Annotated in this window: 22 protein-coding genes; 7 read left to right on the top strand and 15 right to left on the bottom strand. The window is 27.1% G+C overall.

Annotation, left to right across the window (positions count from 1 at the left end; all coding sequences use genetic code 11):
• Nucleotides 1–7: 7 nt before the first annotated feature.
• The 3 genes from JRV97_RS08635 to JRV97_RS08625 are packed head-to-tail and all read left to right on the top strand — an operon-like array spanning nt 8 to nt 2,841.
• A complete protein-coding gene (locus JRV97_RS08635) occupies nt 8–880 on the top strand; it encodes an ABC transporter permease (protein WP_280998081.1) in 873 nt (290 codons plus the stop codon).
• Nucleotides 881–883: 3 nt separating this feature from the next.
• Entirely contained in the window at nt 884–1,852 is a 969-nt protein-coding gene (locus JRV97_RS08630; protein WP_407081545.1) for an ABC transporter ATP-binding protein, read from the top strand.
• Entirely contained in the window at nt 1,849–2,841 is a 993-nt protein-coding gene (locus JRV97_RS08625) for an ABC transporter ATP-binding protein (RefSeq protein WP_280998079.1), read from the top strand. Before JRV97_RS08630 ends, JRV97_RS08625 begins: the two co-directional genes overlap by 4 nt.
• 46 nt (nt 2,842–2,887) lie before the next feature.
• Here the strand turns inward: JRV97_RS08625 and JRV97_RS08620 are convergent, their stop codons facing one another.
• Nucleotides 2,888–3,409 carry a hypothetical protein gene (locus JRV97_RS08620; protein ID WP_280998078.1) on the bottom strand — a complete coding sequence of 174 codons (522 nt, stop codon included), beginning with the start codon at nt 3,407–3,409 and terminating at the stop codon, nt 2,888–2,890.
• Nucleotides 3,410–3,483: 74 nt separating this feature from the next.
• Nucleotides 3,484–5,022 carry a hypothetical protein gene (locus tag JRV97_RS08615; protein WP_280998076.1) on the bottom strand — a complete coding sequence of 513 codons (1,539 nt, stop codon included), beginning with the start codon at nt 5,020–5,022 and terminating at the stop codon, nt 3,484–3,486.
• A 342-nt stretch (nt 5,023–5,364) separates the two neighbouring features.
• Here JRV97_RS08615 and JRV97_RS08610 point away from each other — a divergent pair, with 342 nt between their 5' ends.
• Nucleotides 5,365–5,733 (top strand): hypothetical protein, encoded by a 369-nt coding sequence (locus tag JRV97_RS08610; protein WP_280998074.1) that lies wholly within the window; start codon nt 5,365–5,367, stop codon nt 5,731–5,733.
• A 12-nt stretch (nt 5,734–5,745) separates the two neighbouring features.
• The gene (locus JRV97_RS08605; RefSeq protein ID WP_280998072.1) at nt 5,746–6,894 is read left to right on the top strand and encodes a hypothetical protein; all 1,149 of its coding nucleotides are present in this window, start codon (nt 5,746–5,748) and stop codon (nt 6,892–6,894) included.
• Between the two features lie 46 nt (nt 6,895–6,940).
• Here JRV97_RS08605 and JRV97_RS08600 read toward each other — a convergent pair whose 3' ends face one another.
• From JRV97_RS08600 to aroC, 6 genes are all read right to left on the bottom strand, one after another.
• Nucleotides 6,941–8,155, bottom strand: a complete 1,215-nt coding sequence (locus tag JRV97_RS08600; RefSeq protein ID WP_280998070.1) for a peptidase U32 family protein — start codon at nt 8,153–8,155, stop codon at nt 6,941–6,943.
• Nucleotides 8,156–8,182: 27 nt separating this feature from the next.
• Nucleotides 8,183–8,608 carry an FKBP-type peptidyl-prolyl cis-trans isomerase gene (locus JRV97_RS08595; RefSeq protein WP_280998068.1) on the bottom strand — a complete coding sequence of 142 codons (426 nt, stop codon included), beginning with the start codon at nt 8,606–8,608 and terminating at the stop codon, nt 8,183–8,185.
• 1 nt (nt 8,609) lies between these two features.
• Nucleotides 8,610–10,202: a DEAD/DEAH box helicase gene (locus JRV97_RS08590; RefSeq protein WP_280998066.1), complete on the bottom strand. Its 1,593-nt coding sequence runs from the start codon at nt 10,200–10,202 to the stop codon at nt 8,610–8,612.
• The gene (gene aroQ, locus JRV97_RS08585; RefSeq protein ID WP_280998064.1) at nt 10,180–10,635 is read right to left on the bottom strand and encodes a type II 3-dehydroquinate dehydratase; all 456 of its coding nucleotides are present in this window, start codon (nt 10,633–10,635) and stop codon (nt 10,180–10,182) included. Before aroQ ends, JRV97_RS08590 begins: the two co-directional genes overlap by 23 nt.
• A gap of 62 nt (nt 10,636–10,697) precedes the next feature.
• Nucleotides 10,698–12,155, bottom strand: a complete 1,458-nt coding sequence (locus JRV97_RS08580; protein WP_280998062.1) for a shikimate kinase — start codon at nt 12,153–12,155, stop codon at nt 10,698–10,700.
• On the bottom strand, nt 12,103–13,173 hold the full coding sequence (aroC, locus tag JRV97_RS08575) for a chorismate synthase (RefSeq protein WP_280998060.1): 1,071 nt from the start codon (nt 13,171–13,173) through the stop codon (nt 12,103–12,105). Before aroC ends, JRV97_RS08580 begins: the two co-directional genes overlap by 53 nt.
• Nucleotides 13,174–13,401: 228 nt before the next feature.
• On the opposite strand from aroC, the gene JRV97_RS08570 reads away from it, so the two are divergent.
• Together JRV97_RS08570 and JRV97_RS08565 are read left to right on the top strand one after the other, a co-directional pair.
• A complete protein-coding gene (locus JRV97_RS08570) occupies nt 13,402–13,806 on the top strand; it encodes a transposase (RefSeq protein WP_280997950.1) in 405 nt (134 codons plus the stop codon).
• A gap of 17 nt (nt 13,807–13,823) precedes the next feature.
• The gene (locus tag JRV97_RS08565; RefSeq protein WP_280997953.1) at nt 13,824–14,798 is read left to right on the top strand and encodes an IS3 family transposase; all 975 of its coding nucleotides are present in this window, start codon (nt 13,824–13,826) and stop codon (nt 14,796–14,798) included.
• 11 nt (nt 14,799–14,809) lie between these two features.
• Here the strand turns inward: JRV97_RS08565 and JRV97_RS08560 are convergent, their stop codons facing one another.
• The 7 genes from JRV97_RS08560 to dxr form a co-directional block, all read right to left on the bottom strand.
• Nucleotides 14,810–16,321 carry an AAA family ATPase gene (locus JRV97_RS08560; protein ID WP_280998058.1) on the bottom strand — a complete coding sequence of 504 codons (1,512 nt, stop codon included), beginning with the start codon at nt 16,319–16,321 and terminating at the stop codon, nt 14,810–14,812.
• Between the two features lie 65 nt (nt 16,322–16,386).
• Entirely contained in the window at nt 16,387–17,157 is a 771-nt protein-coding gene (locus JRV97_RS08555) for a shikimate dehydrogenase family protein (RefSeq protein ID WP_280998056.1), read from the bottom strand.
• A gap of 14 nt (nt 17,158–17,171) precedes the next feature.
• Entirely contained in the window at nt 17,172–18,062 is an 891-nt protein-coding gene (locus tag JRV97_RS08550) for a tRNA dihydrouridine synthase (RefSeq protein ID WP_280998054.1), read from the bottom strand.
• Nucleotides 18,056–19,060 carry a tRNA (adenosine(37)-N6)-threonylcarbamoyltransferase complex transferase subunit TsaD gene (gene tsaD / locus JRV97_RS08545; RefSeq protein WP_280998052.1) on the bottom strand — a complete coding sequence of 335 codons (1,005 nt, stop codon included), beginning with the start codon at nt 19,058–19,060 and terminating at the stop codon, nt 18,056–18,058. The genes JRV97_RS08550 and tsaD overlap by 7 nt, the downstream gene beginning before the upstream one ends.
• Nucleotides 19,060–20,295 carry an ATP-dependent Clp protease ATP-binding subunit ClpX gene (clpX, locus tag JRV97_RS08540; RefSeq protein WP_280998050.1) on the bottom strand — a complete coding sequence of 412 codons (1,236 nt, stop codon included), beginning with the start codon at nt 20,293–20,295 and terminating at the stop codon, nt 19,060–19,062. The genes tsaD and clpX overlap by 1 nt, the downstream gene beginning before the upstream one ends.
• Nucleotides 20,296–20,455: 160 nt before the next feature.
• The gene (locus tag JRV97_RS08535) at nt 20,456–22,639 is read right to left on the bottom strand and encodes a methyl-accepting chemotaxis protein (RefSeq protein WP_280998048.1); all 2,184 of its coding nucleotides are present in this window, start codon (nt 22,637–22,639) and stop codon (nt 20,456–20,458) included.
• Nucleotides 22,636–23,760 carry a 1-deoxy-D-xylulose-5-phosphate reductoisomerase gene (gene dxr / locus JRV97_RS08530; protein ID WP_280998046.1) on the bottom strand — a complete coding sequence of 375 codons (1,125 nt, stop codon included), beginning with the start codon at nt 23,758–23,760 and terminating at the stop codon, nt 22,636–22,638. The genes JRV97_RS08535 and dxr overlap by 4 nt, the downstream gene beginning before the upstream one ends.
• Nucleotides 23,761–23,784 lie beyond the last annotated feature (24 nt).

Raw genomic sequence — 23,784 nt, 5'->3', positions numbered from 1 at the left:
TGATATGATGGAAGAAAAATTTTTATCACATAAAATAGCTTCATTTTTCAAAGATTTATTTAAAACCGGGACTGGCTGGATCACTTTTATAGGTGCTATGATTTTGTTATTTTATATATTAATGGCTATTTTTGCACCACAATTAGCACCTTATAATCCAATTCAAAGAGTTGGTAGAGCTTTAAGTGCTCCAAATAATCATTTTATTTTTGGCACAGATAACCTTGGAAGAGATATTTTCAGCAGAATAATGTATGGAGCAAGAATTGCTCTATCTATTGCTTTTATTTCTGTTGGGTTTGCTTCTGTCTTTGGAATTCCATTGGGGTTATTATCTGGTTATATTGGAGGTCCATTAGATAGAATTCTTACTTTAATTATGGATGCAATATATTCATTCCCTGGTTTAATTCTGGCAATAGCTATTGCAGCGGTATTAGGACCTGGTATGATTAATATTGCTTTATCTATTGCTGTTGTTTATACTCCTACATATTTTAGAGTAATAAGAAATCAAGTTTCTGGTATTAAAAACGAATTATATGTCGAAGGAGCAAGAGCTATTGGAGCAAAAAATTGGGAAATATTATTTAAATATATTCTTCCAAACGTATTGCCTTCTGTTGTTGTTGTTTTATCTATGAACTTAGCTGATGCTATTATGACAGAGGCCGGTTTAAGCTTTTTAGGTTTAGGAATTGCTCCACCTACTCCTGATTGGGGTTATGATTTAAGTAATGGCCAAAGATTTGTTCTATCACGTGCATGGTGGGGAATATTATATCCTGGTATGGCTATAATTACTATAGTTTTAGGATTTTCCTTATTCAGTGAAGGACTTAATGAACTATTGAATCCTACTATTCGTGAAAGAAGGTGACGCTTGATGATATTACAAATAAAAGACTTAAATATAAATTATGAAGTAAAAAATGGTTATGTTAGTGCTGTTCAAAATGTAAATATCGATCTTTCAGAAAATGAAACACTTGGACTCGTCGGAGAATCAGGGTGTGGAAAATCCACATTAGGAAAATCATTATTGAAAATACTTCCAAAAAATGCAAAAATACTTGGTGAAATAAATTTTAAGGGTAAAAATATAGCTGATTATAATGAAAAAGAAATGAGAAAAATTAGAGGGAAACATATTTCTATGATTTTTCAGGATCCAATGACATCATTAAATCCCATTATGAAGGTAAAAGATTTATTTTTAGAAACAATAAAAGCTCATTATCCAGAAATTCCAGAAGATGAAGCTCTTGAAATGTCAGGAAAAATATTATCGGATGTTGGTATAGACCCTATTCGTATGAATGAATATTCTTTTCAATTTTCTGGTGGAATGCGTCAAAGGGTTATGATAGCTTTATCATTAGTATTAAAACCAGAAATAGTTATTGCAGATGAACCTACAACGTCATTAGATGTTATTGTTCAAGCTCAAATTATGGAAGTATTGAAAAAATTAAAGGATGAACATAAAATGTCTATGATCCTAATAACCCATGATTTAGGGGTTGTTGCAGAATTAGCGGATAGAATTGGAGTTATGTATGCTGGTCATCTTGTTGAACTTTCTACAGCAGAAAAAATATATTATGAACCAAAACATCCATACACTCAAGCATTATTAAAATCAATACCAAATACTAATATTGATGACAGAGAATTAAGATATATTCCAGGAGATTTACCAAATTTAGTTAAACCACCAAAGGGCTGTAGATTTGCATCTCGTTGTCCATATGCAAAAGATATTTGTCATAAAGAAGTTCCACCTGAATTTGAAGTAGATGGAACAAGAGTAAAATGCTGGTTGTATAAAGATGAGAAGGTGAGAGTATGAGTGATGCATTAATCGAAGTAAAAAATCTAAAAAAATATTTTCCTTTAAAAAGATCCATTTCAGAATTTTTAACTGGAAAAGAACAAAAATATGTTAAAGCGGTTGATGATATTTCTTTTACTATAAAAAAAGGTGAAACTCTGGGATTAGTAGGAGAATCTGGTTCTGGAAAAACTACTACCGGAAGAATGGTTCTAAGATTATTAGAACCCACATCAGGTACAATAAAAATTAACGATATTGATATAACTTCATTGTCTAATGAGGAATTAAGGAAGTTCAGAAAGAAAATACAAATTATTTTCCAGGATCCAATGGCGGCATTAAATCCTTATATGAAAATAGGCGAAGCTATTCGTCATGCACTGCAAATTCATAAAATTGGGAAAAATTATTCTGAACAAAAAAAGCTTGTTTATGAAATTATGGAAAGAGTTAATTTAAAACCTGCAGAAGAATATTATAATCGATATCCAAGAGATTTATCTGGTGGTCAAAGACAACGTGTTGTTATAGCAAGAGCTTTAGTATTAAAACCTGAATTTGTTGTAGCTGATGAAGCAATTGCTATGCTTGATGTATCTGTTAGATCGCAACTTTTAAAACTTATGATTGATTTAAAAGAAGAATTTAATCTTACATATTTATTTATTACGCATGATTTAGCAACGACCAAATATATATGTGATAGAATTGCAGTTATGTATCTTGGAAAAATAGTAGAAATTGGAACTTTTGAAGATATATATAGGAATCCCGCACATCCATATACTAAAGCATTAATTTCTGCTGTCCCTGAACCAGATCCAAAATTACAAAAAAAGAAAATTATTCCTAAAGGCGAGGTTCCAAATGCAGTAAATCCACCAAAAGGATGTAGATTCCATCCAAGATGTCCATATGCAATGGATATATGTAAAGTTGAAGAACCACAAACAATAAAATTAGATGATCAACATGAAGTTAGTTGTCATTTATTCAATAAATAAAAATACTGTCTATACTCAAACGGCTCTGCAAATGCAGAGCCGTTTGTTATTTTAAAATATCTTTTCTTTTTAAAATTTTTGCCATCATTGTATATATATAAATAAATAAAGCTATTAGTAAATATAATGAAAAAATCTTATATAATAAAATTCTGGTTTCAAGCGAAGAAAATTTAAAAATAGAATTAGAAAAAACAAATAATAAAGAAAGAAGTAATATAGCTATTACATTCTTATATAGAGAAATAATAAAATAGTTTATTAAAATTAATGATATTAGATATAATGATAAAATTTTGTCAACTCCAAATATGGTAAAAATAAAGAATAAACCTACCGTAATTAGCAAAATTCCTACATGATTATTATTAATTCTTTTATATTCAAAAGCTGTGATAAAAACAGGTCCTAATAATGTGATAAAGTGAAATTTGAAATATAATCCTATTATTGTCCATGCTAATAATAAAATAGGATAATACCTATAAAACATATCTTTGTATTTTCGCTTTAAAATAAATGATACAATACCAAATAATATAAATAACAAATTACCTAGTAAAAACATAATAACCCCCTTCTTATTCTAAAATCTTTTTGATTTAATTATCTGGCGCCAGAATTTAAATATTGATTCAGTTATTAGAACTTTTCCAAAATTTCGTTTAATAAAATTCTTTCTCGAAAATCAAAACTATAATATCCAAAAATTAGATTATCTAATTCTATATTATATTTCTTACTTATTCTTATTAATACTTCATTTTGCCCATAGTGCAGATATTCTTTTCCTACTACCCCATTATATCTTGCACTGTTTCTTAAAAAAATATCAAATTTATACTTCCTATATATTTTAAGGTTAAAATATGTATATATAAAATCTTTTACATTCTTTAAATCTTTTAAAATATTTAAAAGGATTTTTTTTCTTCCTAATATAAATGGACTATCACAATTAATTATATTTTCTGAAATCATTATATTAAAAAAAAGCATTTTGTCATGACTACCAGAAAAATATTTTATAATATTCGCTTTATTTCCAATAAGAATTAGGGATAATAATGATTTTTTTAAAAACCTAGGTTTATTTACATATGAAATTACAGTTGCTATGAAATTGGAAATAATCATATTTTTCTTCATTTTTTTTGATTTTTTTATATTAATATTAAAAATATCTTTTATTTGTATTTTATATAACTCATTTTTAATTGCATAAGGTTTTTTTGAAAGATATTTAACATTATTATTATTTATAAGTTCTTTAACCTTTTTAGAATTTATAAATTTTGACTTTATTTTTTCTCCTGTTTTTTTAGAAATAAAATCTTTTAAACCTTTATCAAGAATATATTTTTTTGCTTTTAAGTTAGGTAAATACTTTCTTATTTTTTTGTTTTCTAATTTATGATTTTTATTATATTCAAATAATATCTGTGCAGTAAAAAATATACTAATATCATTATTTAAAAGTTGATTTTCAAAAGTTAGACTTAACCATTTTGTTATTCTAAAAAAATCATCAAAATAATATCCAGTATAATATTGAAGTAGTTTATATGCATAATATACTTTTATTTTATCCTTTTCTTTAAAAACTTTAATAGTATCTTCCAGAGTTTTACATATCAAATGTGGATGTTTTAATTCAAGAGAATATTCGTACATTTTAGATAAAATATTGTCTAACTCATTATAATATTTTTTTCCCTTATTTTTTTCAAGCAATATTTTTAAATATAATAATTCTAAAAAATCATTTGAATAAGCTTTTTTATTGTATTTCCTTATTAAAGTTTTTTCATAACTTTCAATACTAATAAATACTATAGTAGGTATAATTATTTCCCTGATGTATGCTGGTAAATGCGATAAATTTCTTTTTAATATATTGATTTCTTTTTTTGCGGTATTATAATATTTAAAATCTATTAATCTTTTTATCCTAAAAAATCTAATTATTTCTCTCAATGAAATCATAGAAATCATATCTTTCTCTTTATTTTGATAATAAATAAAATCACCCGACTCAAAATTCCAAATTCTAATTAAATTTTGAAAAAATGATTTTTTTTCTTTGTCTTCAATATTTTCTTTTAAAATATTTATTATTGGTTTCGAATAATCACAATAAAAAAGCAATTCCCTAAACTCTTTAACATTTATATTTTTCATTATCCTACCCCCAGACATAGAAACGTAATCGAATTTTAATATTTTTTTATAATTATTATATTATTGAAAATTTTATCATTGATTAATTAATTGAAAGTATAGAAGTTGCTATATAGATTAATTTTCAAAAAATCATTAAATTCAAAATATGTTAAAAACTAATAAAAAATACATTTGACAAATAAAGTACTACTAAATTATTATTATATCTATTTTTTGATAAGCTAATAATTTGAAAACCATGTGATAAATATTATAATTATTATATATAATTATATCATATATGTAAAATATTATAATTATCGTTCTAAAAAATTAACATTTTTTAAAGGGAGGGATTTTATGAAATTTAGGCATTTTTTATTCATTATGATTGTATTGTTAATCACAAGTTCTATGTTAGCAAATCTTAATAATCTTCCACAACCGGAAGTAGTTGATCCAGGATGTTCAGTAACAATGATTTTAGGACCTATGTATTTAGGAGACTTTATATGGTCTGTTGAAGCTTCAGCAGAACATTATACCGAGTATGGATCTCCATTACCTGTAACTTTAAATATGTCGATGTATTGTAAAAATTCTTTTAATGTTACTCTTTGTAATTCAAGTAAAAGTTTTGATGGCTATGGTAATGTTTCTGGTACTATTGACTGTCATCCAGCTGGAAGTGAGGCATATTGCTATAAAAATATTAGTTGCTGTGATTAAGGGGGCGGAATAATGAAAAAAATGATTTTTTTAATTTTGTTATTTATACCTATATTTATCTATGCTTCTTTTTCTGTTTCTTTAGAAAATGTTGTTCCTGGTATGATGCAAACATTATTTGTTCCTATAGAATTACATAATAATTCTTCAGAGTTATTAGTTTATCCATCACTTGAAAATATAAGATTTGGAAGGATTTATATAGCTAATTCATATTATAATGTTATAATTGGAATTTCAAATGGAAAAGAAATAGCAATAGTTGATAGTAATAGGAATAAAAACTTTACGGATGATTATTCATCAAATAAAATAATAAGATATGATGAAAATACACCTGTAATTCTTTCAAAACTATATATTATTTCAAATGGCAACTCTGAACCTTATTATATTATAATAAAAAAATGTCAAGATAAATGGGGGTTTTTTGGAATCACCAGGAAAGAAGGTTTAGTGGATTTAAATGGAGAAAAATATAAACTTTTTATATCTGAAACAAATTCTGATGGTATATTTGATCTCAATAATTTTATTGCCGGTATTGATTTAAATAATGATGGAATTTTCGAAAGTTATGAAATATTTAATAAATATTTCCAAATTGACAGAGAAAGTTATATTGTTACAAGTATATCTAGTAACGGAGATGAATTAACTTTTGAAAAAACAAATGAAAATATAATTAATCCTGTTGTTAACAGTGATATTCCCGAAGATATTTTATATTCCAATAAAGAATTAAAAATAGAAAAAGGCAAGTGGAAAATCCTTGTTTCTGGAATTTTTAATGATGAAATAAAAACTGTTCTTGCTTATTTGAATCATATTAATATAAAAAATGTAGAAATTCAATATATGTATCTTTATAATAAAAATTGTTGCAATGGTAGTTATACTGATGTTTTAAATAATATCAAGAATACTTACCCAAACATAAAAATTATTCCAATTAATATGGAAAATGAATTTGACGAAATCCAACAAAAAATGAAAGTATTATTACCAAAAACTTTTATGATTATATCTCCTAAAAATAAATTAATCTATTCCACAAAAGTTATTTTAGATCAAGAAAATCTAATATGGAATATTATAAATCCATCTTTTGCTGAACAGTTTAATAACTTAAAAAACTTTATTGAAAATATTATAATGTAATAATATCATTCTTAAATAATTTAAAAGCCACAGCAAATGCTGTGGCTTAGTTTATCTTTTTCCTCAATATATCCATTTCTTCTAAATCAAGATCCACTTTAACAATTACGTTTGGATTTGCTGTTTCTATTTTGCCTTCTTCTTGCCCTTTTCTCATTTTAATCATTTCTGGCATAACCACTTTAATAGGATCTCCTTTTGGTTTTATAATCTCAATTTCATCGCCTACATTTACTTTACTTCTAATTTCAAGAACACTTTTATTATCTTTAGACTTTCCAATAACTTTTGCTACTATGTCATGAGTTTTATTATATGATGATGAATCATAATTTTGACCTTCTGAACCAGGATTTCCAAAAAAGAATCCTTTTGTGTATTTTCTATTGCTTACAGAATTTAACATATCCATCCATTTAGGATCATATTTAAAGTTTCCTTCATAATATCTATCTATAGCTTCTCTGTATACTTTAGTTACCATTGCACCATAATATATACCCTTCATTCTACCTTCTATTTTTAGACTATCAATACCTGTGTCTAAAATCTGATCTATAAATTCTATTGTACACAAATCGCGTGAATTCATTATAAACGTGCCACGTTCATCTTCATAAATCGGGTAATATTCCCCAGGCCTATTTTCTTCAACCAGATGATATTTCCATCTACATGGTTGAGCACATGCGCCTCTATTTGCATCTCTACCTGTTAAATAATTACTTAATAAACATCTTCCAGATATAGACATACACATTGCGCCATGTATGAACACTTCAAGTTCAACATCTGGAACTTTTTCTCTAATTTCTCTAATTTCTTTCAATGAAAGCTCTCTCGCTAAAATAATTCTTTTAGCTCCCATTTCTTTCCATACTTTAACACTCATCCAATTTGTATTACTTGCCTGGGTACTCACATTTATCTCTAAATTAGTATTATCTCTAACAACTTTGAATATACCTAAATCTGCTACAATTACAGCATCAACGCCAGCAGATTCAAGAAATTTTGCATAATCTGCAACCTTTTCTATTTCGTTGTTATGAGCAATTATATTTAATGTAACATATATTTTTTTTCCTAAAGAATGTGCATATTTTACTGCTTCTATAATCTCTTCATTTGAAAAATTCCCTGCTAATGCTCTTAAATTGAAAAATTTTCCGCCAAGGTAAGCTGCGTCAGCACCATAGCGGAAAACCATTTTTAATTTTTCCATATTACCAGCAGGGGAAAGCAACTCAACTTTTTTCATCGTCTTTCCTCCTATGAATGAAATTGATTAATTAATTTCTACAATTTCAATTTCAAAAGTTAAGTCTTTTCCAGCTAATGGATGATTAGTATCCATTTTTACTGTTTCATCTGTAACTTCTAAAATTTTAGCTAAAAATACATTTCCTGACTGATCGCCTAATTGTACTGTTTGACCTAAAGCTTCGTTGATGTTTGGTGGAAAGCTTTGTCTTGGCAATTCAAAAACTTTGTCTTCTGAGTAATCACCATATGCTTCTGCAGCTGGAATTGTGAACGTCTTTTTTTCTCCAACTTCCATATCCATAACTGCTTTATCAAAACCTGGAATTACCTGCCCTGCGCCTGCAGTAAATTCTAATGGTTCTCTTCCTTCTGATGAGTCAAATACAGTTCCATCATTTAATGTTCCTTTGTAATGTAATTTCACTACACTTCCTTTTTGTACTTTCATATTAGTCCGCCTTTCTCTTTTTTTCTTTTGCTTTTGATATTATAGGCTTTCTGCCTCTCTTTTTCTTTTTAAATGCCTGTAAAATTATTTCTGCTTCTTCAAATGGTACAGTCATAAATGAGAATTTATCAAGTATTCTAACGTCTTTTAAATATATATTTTGGATATTTGTATATTCTTTTATCATATTCTTTAATTTTTCTATTGTTAAATCATCATCTCTTCCTAACGCAACAAATAATCTTGTTTTTCCTTTTTTATCAACAGAAGAAACCTCTTTAATTTCCCTGTAATTTCTTTCATCAAGTTCATCTTGAAATGCGTATTTTAATACTGCTGCCATTACTTCCTGAGGGTCATGATCCTCAAGCATTTCTTTTGCTAAAGACATATAATTTTCATATGTTCCATGTTCTAAAATACTATTTATTTCATTTTTTATCCTTAATTTCTTGGTTTCTATAACATCTTTAACCTTTGGTATAGGCATTTTTTTAATATTGCTTTTTGAAATTCGTTTAATAAACAATAATTTTCTATATTCTTCAGGTGTTACAAAAGTTATAGCTGTTCCTTCTTTTCCAGCCCTGCCAGTTCTTCCAATTCTATGAACATAGGATTCTGGATTTTGAGGTAAAGAATAATTGATAACATGAGTCAAATCATTAATATCTATACCTCTTGCTGCAACATCTGTAGCTACCAATATATTTGCTCTTTTTGATTTGAATTTTTTTAATATTCTTTCTCTTTGATATTGAGATAAATCTCCATGTAATGCTTCTGCATTATATCCTCTATCAATTAACCTATTAGATACTGTATCTACATCTACTTTAGTTCTACAGAATACAAGGCCATAGAATTCCGGTTCAATGTCTATAATTCTACATAATGCCTCAAATTTATCCTGTTCTGAAACTTCAAAATATATTTGCTCTGTTAATTCTGTTGTTAATTGCTCTGGTTTTACAGAAATAATTTTATAATTTTTCATATGTTTTTTAGCTAAAGATATAATTCTTGAAGGCATTGTTGCTGAAAATAATAAGATTTGCCTATCAGCTGGAGCATTTGATAATATTTCTTCAACATCATCTATAAAACCCATGTCCAACATTTCATCAGCTTCATCAAGAATAAAATACTTTACATAACTTAAATTTAGTGTTCTTCTTCTTATATGATCTAAAACCCTACCTGGTGTTCCTACAACAATATCTACACCTTTTTTTAATCTGCTAATTTGGTTTTCTATGGATTGCCCACCATATATAGGTAAAACATTTAATTTATTGCTACCTTTTAAAGAATTTATTTCTTCAGCAACCTGTACTGCTAATTCTCTTGTTGGCGTTAAGATTATAGCTTTTACTTTCTTTGAAGGTTTTAATTTTTCAATTAAAGGCAGTCCAAATGCAGCAGTTTTACCTGTTCCTGTTTGTGCTTGTCCAATAATATCAACATCTTGAGCCAATAATAATGGTATAACTTTTTCCTGTATCGGTGTCGGCTCTTCAAAACCTTTCTTTTTCAATGCTTTTAATGTCCCTTCTGATAAACCTAACTCTCTAAACTTTTCTAATTTTACCATTTTCTACCTCTTTCCATAATAATTTTTTCAGATACTCCAATGCCAGAAGATATCCATCGAGTCCTAACCCTGTAATTTGTCCATCACACACAGGGGCTATCACACTTTTATTTCTAAATTCTTCTCGTTTATATATATTAGAAATATGCAATTCTATTTTTGGTAATTTTAAAATTTCCAATGCATCTCTTATTGCATAACTATAATGTGTATAAGCACCTGCATTAATTATTAGTCCTTTATAATTTTCTTTTTGAAGTCTGTTTATTATTTCTCCTTCAATATTTGATTGAAAAACTTCAACAGGAATACCATTTTTTTCAGACCAGTTATTTATTTTTTTAACTAAATCTTCATAAGTAAAGTTCCCATATACTTCTTTAGGACGTTTCCCTAACATATTAAGGTTAGGACCATTAACTATTAATATCATATCATACTTCCTCCATAAATTTTTTTATTATTTTTATTCTTAACTCAACCTTTCCAATATTGTTACTGCAAAAATAGACCTATACTTTTTAATTCAACATTTCCTATGTTTTTAATTATTGGAATATCAATTTTATTTTTATTGATTATTTTTTTATCTTGAAAAATATATTCTAATAAATTATTTATATTGATTTTTTTGTTTAAAACATCATCTGGCATAATTTGTTCTAAAAATTCGAAAATAATATTTTTATCCTTTAACTTAATCTCTTTACTAAAAAATTCTATTTCTTTCTTTATCCCCCAACCTACAGAAAGACCATGTGAAATACCTGTATAGCTTTCAAAAGCATGCCCTAATGTGTGTCCCAAATTCAACAATTTCCTTATATCGTTATCAAAAGGATCTTTGGTAACAATATCGAGTTTTACTTTTACAGCATATTTTATAATATCTGTAATTAAATTTAAATTTCTTTTTTTTATTTTTTCTATGTTGTTCAAAAATAACGAAACATTCCCATTGATAATTGCAATTTTAAAAGCTTCGATTATACCTTCTAAATAATTTTCTTCTTTTTGCGAAATCACTGTTAAAGGGTCTATAATTACATTATTCGGAACTTTAAATGTTCCTATAACATTTTTTATTCCTTCAAAATTTATTGCATTTTTCCCACCTATTGAAGCATCAACTTGAGATAATAATGTGGTAGGATAAAATTGAAATTTAATTCCTCTTTTAAACGTAGCTCCAATATATCCAATTAAATCTGTTACTGTACCTCCACCAACTGCATAAATTGTATCATTTCTACCTACATTGTTTTTTATTAAATATTTATATATTTTTTTTACATTATCTATCTTTTTTATTTTTTCACCATTTTCTAAAATATATACATTATTGAATTTATCATTATATATCCTATATACATCTTTATTAACAAATACATTATTTTTGTCTTTTAAATCATTTAATCCCTTAATCTTTAAAACTACATTTTGAAAGTCATTATCTATTTTTTCTTGAGCGGATTCTAATATAGAATATAATAATTTCGCTGCAGATTCATATGGATTTAAATTTGATAAGTTTATCTTTTCAAATTCCTCATATAATTCTTTTCTTTTATCCCATATTTCATATAATTTTTCTTTTCCCTCTTTCAATAGCGGTCTATTCTTTACCTCTACTCTTTTTATTAATTCCTCCATTGGAACATATAAGAATAACGTTTTATGCTTCTTTAAAATTTTTCTATTTTTCTCTTTTAATATTATTCCTCCACCTGTTGAAATAATCGCATCTTCATTCTCTGTTTTTTCAAGTATTCTACTCTCCATTTCTCTAAAATATTCTTCCCCTTTTTGGGAAAATATTTCTTTTATTTTCATATTTTCATTTTTTTCTATCTTTTCATCGATATCAATATATTTTTTATTTAAAATATCACTTAAAATTTTACCTATTGTTGTCTTTCCAGAACCCATCATTCCAATCAAATAAATTGGCACTATTGTACCTCCTTACTAATTCATCTATATTATCATTTCCAAATCTTTCTATTATACTCCCCATTAAAATTAAAGCTAAAGCATTTTCAAAAATTATTATACTTGATGGAATTACAGTGACATCAGATCTTATATATGGGGATTTCACTTCCTTTTTTTCTTTTAAATCCACAGAATTAAGGGGATTTCCCAATGTTGGAATTGGTTTTAAAAATACGGTTATTTCTATGTTTTCACCATTTGTAAATCCTGCTTCTATTCCGCCAGCATTGTTGGTTTTTCTTTTAATTTTATTTTCCTCTATATAAAATTCATCATGGTATTCACTACCAGTTAAAGAAAAATCTTCATTACCTATAATAATACCCTTTACAGATGGTATTGACATAAATACTTTTCCTATTTTTGAATCCAATCTTTCAAAAACAGTTGAATATCCACCTATACCAGCTTTTGCGTTTTTTGCAACTACTTTTACTGTACCACCTAATGTATCGCCTCTATTTTTCATCTCATCAATATATTTTTTTACTTCTTCGGTTATTTCTCCATCCTTAATATTCATTTTTCCTATATTTTTAACGTATCCATTTATTTCAATATTAAATTCTTTTAAAAATTGCTTTCCTATAGACCCCAATGCCGTTAATACCGCAGTCCATCTTGCACTATTTCTCTCAGTATAGATGTTCAAATCTGGAATTTTGTACTTCATATATGCATTGTAATCACCATGTCCTGGTCTTGGAACACTTCTAACTTCTTTTTCTGTATTACTTCCTTTATTTTGAATGATCAAAGTTAACGGTGCTCCAGTTGTATAACCTTTCCAGATACCTGAAACGATTTCAACTTTATCATTTTCTATTTTCATTCTTTTACCACGCCCATAACCTTTCTGACGCCTCTTTAAATCTTCATTAATACTATCAATATCTATTTTTAGCCCTGCTGGAATATTAGTTATTGTACCTATCATCATAGGTCCATGAGAATCTCCTGATATAATAAAGTTCATAAAACCACTCCTAAACTTTCGCTTCGCGAAATTTTATATATTATAAACTAAAATAATTGCTTTATTTATAGCCTATATTAATTATTATATTTTTTCTATAATATAATCTTCAATATTTCTCTTTTCTGAATTTATATTTATTCCTATTCGTAATCACCCCATGGAATATTTGGAGAAAAAATAAGAAAATGATATCATTAAACTAAAGGAATGAAAGGGGTGTTTGGTATGAAAAATAGAAATAAGTATTCTCCTGATTTCAAACTTCAAGTTGTTAAAGAATATCTTAATTCTGATAAGTCTTTATCCGATATTGCTAGTAAGAATGGTATTCCTTCCCCTCATACTTTACATAAATGGGTTAAAAAATATGAAGATTCTGGTTATGATGACAATATCTTCAATTCTAAGAAAGGAAGGCCTAAGTCCATTATTTCTGATATTTCTAAGGTTCCTCCTTTTATTTATGAGTCTGCTGGTATTGTTAAACCTGATAATAATTCCAATGATACTAATTCTTTAAAGAAAAAAATTGAATATTATGAACGTCTTCTTATTGAAAAAGAGTTGCTTATTAAAATGCAAGAAGATGAGATTAACTTTTTGAAAAAAAAACACAACTGGAAAAAGTGACTTTTATTGGTAATCTTTTGATTGTTTTTAAATATAGAGATTTTGGTGTTTCTACTTCTTTTTTACTCAATCGTTATAACATTAGTTCCAGTTCTTTTTATTATAATACCAGGTTGTTTTTTGTTGTTAAAAGAACCAGAAAGTCTTATTTTAAAGGTCATTCCTATACTGCTGACGGTAAAAAAGTTTCTGATGATTATATTAAACAATTGCTTGTTGATTTGTTATCTATTGATGACCCTTTGAATCCTGAGTTCTTTTACAAAACTCTTGGTTCTAAGAAGTTAGCTGCTATTTTTAGACACAAGTATAATATTATTATTAATCACAAAAAGATTCATAGATTAAGAAAAGAATTAAATCTTATTAGAAATTATCGTCATCATCCAAAACATCCTAAAAGAAGACCTAAAAATCACGATATTACCAGACCTAATCAATACTGGGAATCAGATATTAAATTTATCCCCACTAAATATGATGGTTATATCGCAATACTTACTATAATCGATAGTTTTGATAGGGCTGTTGTTGGTGTTTATATTGGTAATTCTATTAAAGCTAAAGATTTTATTTCAACTTTAAGAAAAGCTATTAATTTTAGAGGTGCTACTCCTGATAATCTCATTATTAGGACAGATAATGGACCACAATTTAAAGCTAAAATTACTGCTGCTTTTATGGATGAATTAAATATTATTCATGAATTTGGTTACAAAAATAATCCTAATTCTCAAGCTTATATTGAATCTTTTCATTCTAGTGTTCAACGTGAATTTGTTGAATCTATTGAATTTGAACATATTGATGATGTTTATAATTACTATATTTCATACATTTATTTTTACAATAATTTAAGGCCTCACGGTTCTTTAAATTATTTTACTCCTGATTTTGTTTTTAATCTTTTTTCTAATCAAGATATTGATTCTAACTTAGACGAAATTAAATCTATTAAATTTAATGATTTTATTGTTTGTGTGAAAAAATGAGTTTTCCTTATTTATTCTCCAATATCCAGGGGGCAAGCCGCTATTATGTATATTTCATTATTTTTAATTTTGTATTTTTCATGATATTTCTTTTCTTTTATTTGATTTATTGCTTCTTTAGCGCTTTTATCTAGTTTTATTTCAAATAAGTATATTTTGTCATTATGCTCTAATAATAAATCTATTCTTCCAAGATTTGTTAATTCTTCTGCTGTTACGTTTAATCCTGCTGAGGCTAATATTGTATATATTAATGAGTGATAATAACTTTCTCTTTTTTGATGTAAGTTATACGGTATTGCACTTATTATCCTTTTTATTTCTTCTATTAATTCCTCTATCTTATTTTCTTCTACTAATTCATATATTTCATATATTTTTTCATATGATTCTTCGTTTAGGCTATAATTTGCTTCTAATATTAGTTTTGAAAAACTATTTTTTACTTCAAGATTTGGATAGTCTAAGATATACTTTTCTGTTATTCCATATTTTTTTATTCCTTTAAAGGTTAAGTATCCTGCTTGTGCAAAGAATATATTTGCATTTGCTTCTTCTATTTCTCTTGTTGTAAAGTCTAATGAATCTACTGTGTATTTTACTAAATCTTCGTATTCTATTTTTCTTCCTTTTACGTATTCGTATATGAATGATGGTGATCCACTTTCAAACCAATAATTTTGAAATTTCCTTTCATCAAAGAATCTTAATACTGAAAATGGATTATATACAAAATGTTCTCCATCAAATGAGAATCCATTATAATATGTTTTTATTTCTTTTAATAATTCTTCTTTACTTATCCCCATTTCTTTTGCTGTTTCTTCTATATGGTCATTGAAATAATATTCTAATTCTTTTTGGGTAAAACCCAAAAAATTTGAATAATTTTTATCAAAAGAAATCTTCATTAAATTATTTAAACCCGAATACACACTTTTTAGTGTGTATTCTGTTATTCCTGTTATGAATATAAACTTTAAATATTCATCATTAGATTTTACAGTTACATAAAAATCTCTTAGTATTTCTCTATATTTTTCTGCTTTTTCTTTGTTATTTATATTATCTAATATCGGTTTTTCATATTCATCTACTAATATTACTACTTTACCTTTTTTGGATAATTTATATATTAATTCATCAAATGCATATTTATAATGATTACTCTCTATTTCTATTTCATTTTTCATTGCTTCTTTTTTTATTATCTTCAATAATCCTTCTTTTAATTCTTCTTCTGTGTTACTTGCTGTATCTAATAAGCTTATCCTTATTATTGGATATTCTTTGAATTCCCATTTGTTATATAGATATGTATCTTTAAATAATTCTTTTTCACCTTTGAATATGTAATATAATGTCGATATCGTTAAGCTCTTTCCAAATCTTCTTGGACGAGATAGAAATATTGGTACTTCTGAACTTATTAAGTCATATATATATTTTGTTTTATCTACATATATATAATTTCCTTCTATTATTTTTTTATAATCCTGTATTCCTATTGGTAATTTTTTCATCGTTTCCACCTCCAATTCAATTATACCATATAAAAATAAAATGAGGCTTTCGCCTCATTTTTATCTTATAATTTAATTTTCAAAAATTTTTCTTCATTAAATAAATTCCAAATTTTTAAATTCTCAACTGCTTGATAATACCACATCATTTTTCCATTAATTGTCTTTATTCCAAGACTTTCTGCTTTTTTCTGCAATGGTGTATGAAAATAAACCACATCATATACTAAACTTAATTTTTCATTTAGTTTAACTGGTAATCTTTCATTGAACATTCCTAACGAAGTTGTATTTATAAATATATCCACATCATTAATTATTGTGTTTATTTTTTCATATTTTTCAATCTCAATTTTAATTTTTTTATTAAACAATTTTTTTAATTCAATTGCTCTTTCATATGTTCTATTTATAAGTTTTACTCTATCTATTCCTATTTTATACAATCCATATAATATAGCCTTTGCTGCTCCACCTGCACCCAATACCAATATATCTCCGTTTAAGTCTTCATTTATTATAGAATTATAAAAACCTATCCAATCAGTATTATAACCAATACCTTTATGTATTGTATTTATTGCGGATAAAAAAATAGCACTATCAGTAGCTGCATTCAGATATTTGAAAATTCTCTCTTTATAAGGAACGGTTATATTCAAACCATAATAATTATTCAAAACATCTTTTATTTTAAAATCAAAATCACTTGGATTTATATTAATCCCTTCATAAACAGCATCAATATTTATTTCTTGAAAATATTTGTTAAACACTTTCTCTGACATGCTTAATTTTTTCGGATACTGCACTATTCCAAATCGTAGTATATTCATCACACCTTTACATATTATTTTAGTTCACTTACTACATTTAATAAATCACCATATGAGTTTATATATGCCACTTTTTTTCTTAATTCTCGAGCATTTTTTAATCCTTTTGTATAACCAATAAAAATTTTCTTAAATCTTCGTATTGCTTTTTCTTCACCATAATCATCTATCATCATTTTAGCATGTTTTATCATAGTCTCTTTTAATTCTTCAATGTCTGGTTTTCTATTAGAAAAAATCCAGGGATTTCCAATACTTCCCCTTGCAACTACTACAAAATCCACACCATATTCCTCAATTAATACTTTAGCATCATTATAAGAGTATATATCGCCACTTGCACCAAGCGGTATATTACATATTTCGCTTAAATCTTTAAACCTTTCCCAATTAGATTGACCTGAATATAATTGCTTTTGAGTTCTTGCATGAACAATTACATAATCAGCATTATTTTCCTGAACAGTATTTATAATTTTTTCTCCTATATCCTCATCAAATCCCAATCTCACTTTGACTCCAACAGGAATATCAACTGTATTTTTTAATGCTTTTATTATTTCTCCAAGTTTATTTAAATCTTTTAAAAGAGCTGAACCTGCACCTTTTTTCACTACTTTTTTAACAGGACAACCTGCATTAATATCTATCCAATCACCATAATTTTGAACCATTAAACCTGCTTTTACGAAACTTTCAATATTCGCTCCAAATAATTGTATTCCTATATTCTTTTCATTTTCTTTAGGAAGCATCTGAAAACTCTCTTTTTTATCTCTTATCAAAGCTTCCACACTAATCATCTCTGTAAATGTAAATTCTGCACCATATTCTCTACATAACTCTCTATAAGCATAATCTGTATAATCAGCCATAGGTGCTAAACCTATCTTACCTTTTAACATATATCTTTCAACCCCAAGTTTGGAACTGCATCTAAATTTAAATCAGCAAACTGATTTCTTATATATTTTTCATATCCAGCTCTTGCAATCATTAAAGCATTATCTGTACATAAATTCAATGGTGGGAAATATATATTTAATTTCTTATTTCTTGATTTTTCTTCATTAATTTTCTCTCTTAAATATGAATTTGCAGCAACACCACCCGCTATAATAATATCATTGATTTTTAAATCTTTTGAAGCTTTTATTGTTTTATGTATTAACGTATCTATTAATGCTTTTTGAAATGAAGCTGCAACATCTTCAATTTTATAATTCTCATTTTCTTTTGTGAAATATAATAACGCTGTTTTTAATCCACTAAAACTAAAATCATATCCTTTATGATATAACGGCTTAGGAAACTCATATATTGGTTCTCCTTTTTGAGACAATTCATCAATCTTAGGTCCTCCAGGATATCCAAGATTAAGCATTCTGGCTACTTTGTCAAAAGCTTCCCCTGCAGCATCATCCATAGTTTGACCAATTATTTCAAAATGCAAATAATCTTTTGCATGTAAAATCATTGTATGACCACCAGATACTAATAATACTAAAAATGGCGGTTTTAATTCTGGAAAAGCTAAAAAATTCGCATAAATATGACCATATAAATGATTAACTCCTATTAAAGGTTTATTTAAATTCAGAGCTAATCCTTTTGCAAAGTTTAATCCAATAAGCAAAGCCCCGACTAATCCGGGGCCATATGTAACTGCAATAGCAGAAATTTCTTCTGGTTCTATTTCCGCTTCTTCAAAAGCTTTTTCTGTCAAATTATTTAAGTAATTAAGATGTTTTCTTGCTGCAATTTCTGGCACAACTCCGCCAAAAACCTTATGAATGTCAATTTGAGAAACTACTAAATGAGAAAGAACCTCATTTTTCCCCCTCAATATTGCAACTGCTGTTTCATCACAGGAAGTTTCAATTGAAAATATTATAGGTTCCATTATGCACTCTCCCGCTCAATCATAATTGGTTCTTTTTCCCCTTTCACAACATCTTCATCTATTATTACTTTTTCAACTATACCTTTTTTACTTGGGGCTTCAAACATTATATCTAACATAACATCTTCAAACACACTCTTTAATGCTCTTGCACCTGTTCCTCTTTCTAATGCTTCTTTAGCTAATTCTAATAATGCTTCATCTGTAAATTCTAATTCAATTCCATCTAATTCCAACATTTTTTGATATTGTTTTAAAATTGCATTCTTAGGTTCTTTTATAATTTTTACTAAATCTTCTGCACTTAAATCATTTAATGTTGTTACAACAGGGAATCTTCCAACAAATTCCGGAATTAAACCATAATGTACTAAATCATCTTGTGTTACATGTTTTAAAAGTTCTCCTAATTTCATATCATTTTTACTTTTCACTTCAGAACCAAAACCCATGGTTGTTGTTAAAATTCTTTGTTTAATTATTTCATCTAAACCATCAAACGCTCCACCTGCAATAAACAATATGTTAGAAGTATCAACTTTTATAAATTCTTGATAAGGGTGTTTTCTTCCACCTTGAGGTGGCACATTAGCAATTGTTCCCTCAACAATTTTCAATAATGCTTGTTGAACACCTTCACCAGAAACATCTCTTGTTATAGATGGATTTGGAGATTTTCTTGTAATCTTATCAATTTCGTCTATATATATAATACCCATTTGTGCTTTTTTAGGATCAAAATTGGCGGATTGTAATAATCTTAAAATAATGTTTTCCACATCTTCGCCAACGTATCCCGCTTCCGTTAAAGGTGTAGCATCAGCAATAGCAAAAGGCACTCCTAAAATTTTTGCTAAAACTCGTGCCATTAATGTTTTACCTGTTCCAGTTGGACCAATTAATAACACATTTGATTTCTCTATTTCAACATCATCATGAGTGTTTCCATAAAATACTCTTTTATAATGATTATATACTGCTACTGAAATAGTTTTTTTAGCATGTTCTTGACCTATAACATATTTATCTAATTCTGCTTTAATTTCAGCTGGAGTTGGTAACTTTTTATTTTCATTTAATTTAGCGTTTTTTGGTTCTTCTTTAGCATATTCCTCTTCTATTAAATCAGAAAATAATTCTATACATTCATTACAAATATACACACCTGGTCCAGCTATTAAAGTTTCTACTTTACTTGCTGGTCTTCCGCAAAATGAACAATGTTTTTCTTTCATATATAAATCCTCCTACTTTAATAAGTTTCAATTTATTTTAACACCCTCATATGGACTTTTCAAGACATTATTTTAATAATTTGTTAAATATACTTTTAGATTGAACATAATTCTTAAGAAATTTGATTATAATAAAAAAGAACTGGCTTGCGCCAGTCCTTTATATTCTAAACTTTTCAATTAAGATTTTCATATTTTGAACTGCATCTTCCAATTCTTTAGAAACATTCTGTAATTCTTTACTTCTATTTTCAATATTTGCAAAATTATCTTTTGAACTTCTAATATACTCATTTACATTAATTACATTTTTAGAAGCTTGATCCATTGCTGCCGCCATTTCTTCAGTAGATGCACTTTGTTCTTCAGAACTTGATGCCAACCCATCAACCATGGATACTATATTTTCAATTGCGTCTTTAATATTTCTAAATTCTTCAGATACTTCTTCGCTTTTAATAGAAACTTTTTCAATTATTTTTGATAATGATGTGGATTTTTCACCTACTGCATCCGCTTCATCTTTTATTCCTTTTAATAATTCTGAAATATTTTCTGTTGCCTTTCTTGTTTCCTCAGCTAATTTTCTAATTTCATCTGCTACAACAGCAAATCCTTTTCCAGCCTCGCCTGCTCTTGCTGCTTCTATTGCTGCATTCAAAGCTAATAAATTAGTTTGCTCTGCTATACTTACTATAGTATCCACTATTTCACCAATATTAGCGGATTTTTCCTGTAATTCTTTTACTTTTTCTGCATTATCCCCTGCAGCAATTTTTGCTTCATTTGCTATATTATGAATCTCTTCAATGCTATTTTCACCAATCTTAATAGAGTTTTCGACCTCATTACTTTTTTGACTTAAATCCTGTGCTGCAGAACTTACCATTTGTGCTGCTGATGCTACTTCTTCAATACCAGATGTTGTTTCTTCTATAGAAGATGCTGCATTATCAGACTCTTCAGAAGCTACTTCAAGTGATTTTTCAACATTTTCTACTATTTCTTTTAATTCATCTGCGCTTTCTAAAACCTTATTTTTTCCTTTATCTATCATCTCATTTCCGTTTATTAAAGAAGAAATTAATTCTTTTAATGATTTTCTCATATTTTCAAAAGAATGTTCTAATAATCCTATTTCTGTTTTAGATGTAACTTCAACTTTTTCATTTAATATACCTTTTTCAATCTTACCAATATTTTCTATTAATTTATGAATAGGTTTTGAAATCAATATTTTTATAGAAATAGATATAACTATTATAATTATAATAATGGTTGCAAGTAAAACTATTATATTTATCATATTTGACTTCGTTAATGGTTGATAAATTTCGTCTTCATAAACTGCTAAAACAACATATAAATCACCCACATTTTTCACATAAGCAAGTTTTTTATATAACTTATCTGAACCTTTGACTTTTGGATACATATATTCGTAAAATCCATTCTTCGTTTCCATTGCTAATTGAGATATAATTTTTCCTGATTTTGGATCTTTTGCCGAAGATTTTGTCCCTATTTTTGATTTATCTTTATACATAAAGAATGATCCATCTTTATTATAAACAATTGGGTATGTATTACTTCCAACATATGATCTTGAATATAATTCATTATATAATTTATTTAAAAATTCCTCTTTTTTTGCTTGAATCTTTTTATCGATTTCATCAATATATACTCCTGTTCCGACCATCCATTTAAATTCTGGAATCCAAAACGATACTCCTAATTTTGGAAACAATTTATCTTCAGGTTCTCCTGGTTTGGGCCAATAATATACAACTACTCCACTGTCATTATTCTCATAAGCTTTTTTAGCCTCATTTATCAACTCTTGAATTAAATAAATTCCTGTTTTGTCCTGTAAATTATATAAATTTTTCCCTTCTAACGATGGTTTAACCGCATGCATAACATTTACACCATTTTCATCATATATAAAATAATAACCCTGACCATTGTCAAATCTTATCTTTCTTAATTCTTCTTTTATTTTATTTTTTGCTTCTTCTTCATTAATTTTTCCACTTTTCATATCTTCAAGTATATCATTTACCAAGCTTTTTGTTGCATCATTTATCGTTTTCATTCTATTTATTTCATCGTTTCTCAAGGTATTTTCTAATGTTTTTAATCCCTCATTAAATGTTTCAATGGTAGCAGAAATATTTTCTACACTTTGTTTCATTAGGCCTTCTTTAACAAAATCATCCGTTAATTTTTTCATATTATAATATGAAATAAATCCATTCATCAAAAACGCTAATGCGACTACTAAAGATACCATGAATATGGTTTTGAACCCCATAGTTTGATGAAATTTAATTTTTTTCATAATACCATTCCTTTCACAAAATTTTTTGTATTGTTATCTACTAATATTATATCACTAAAATTATTAATTTTTATATTTTTATTTATAAATTTATTAATCGCTTGATATATTAATTTATAAATTTCTGTATATTTGATTTTCCCTTCTAAAAATAATTGAACAGCAACTTCATCAGCTGCATTATAAACAATTTGAAGTTTTTGATCTCCTAAAATATCAAAAGCTAATTTTAAAGCAGGATATCTATTATAATCAACCTTTTCAAATTTTATTGACTCTAATGTTAAATCCGGATAATGATATTCATATATTCTTTTAGGATAAGTTATGGAATATGCAATTGGTATTGTCATATTTGGAATACCATAATGGAATTTCATAACACCATCTGGATAACCTACTATAGCATGTATATGACTATTTCTATTAATTAAAACATCTATATTTTCCTTTTTCAAATCAAATAAATGATAAGCTTCAATTACTTCTAATCCTTTATTTACCATAGTAGCTGAATCTACTGTAATTCTTTTCCCCATTGACCACACAGGATGATTCAATACATCTTTAACAGATACTTCGTTGAGCTTATCAAGAGGCCAATCTCTTAAAGCACCACCAGAAGCTGTTATAATTATTTTAGAAGGCTTTTCATCACCTAATTTTAATTGAAATAAAGCACTATGTTCACTATCAACAGGAATGATTTCCGTATTGTTTTTCTTAGCATATTCAAGCAACATTTTTCCACCACAAACTATTGACTCTTTATTGGCTAATCCAATTCTTTTTGATACTTCAATAGCTTTTAATGTATGTTTAATACCAATTGCTCCACCTGTAGCTACTAAAACAAAGTCTGGCTTGGATTTTTCTAACATTTCTATTGTTGAATCTTTTCCAGTTAATACCTTTGTTTCATTAAATTCTTCAAGTTCAGCATTTTCAAGAGCGGCGTATTCTGGCTTCCACTTTTTTATTATTTCAATCATTTTTTTAACGTTGCTTCCAGCACTTATACCTACTAATTTAAAATCGAAATTTTTTGTTTTTAAAAATTCCAAAACTTCTAAAGTTTGAGTACCAATTGAGCCTGTAACGCCTGTGATTGCTATTCTCATATTAATCCTCCTTCAATTCCTTGT

Origin of the sequence: Marinitoga aeolica, assembly GCF_029910535.1 — a bacterium.
Taxonomy (GTDB): Bacteria; Thermotogota; Thermotogae; order Petrotogales; family Petrotogaceae; genus Marinitoga; species Marinitoga aeolica.
This window is presented reverse-complemented; position numbering and strand designations above follow the sequence as displayed.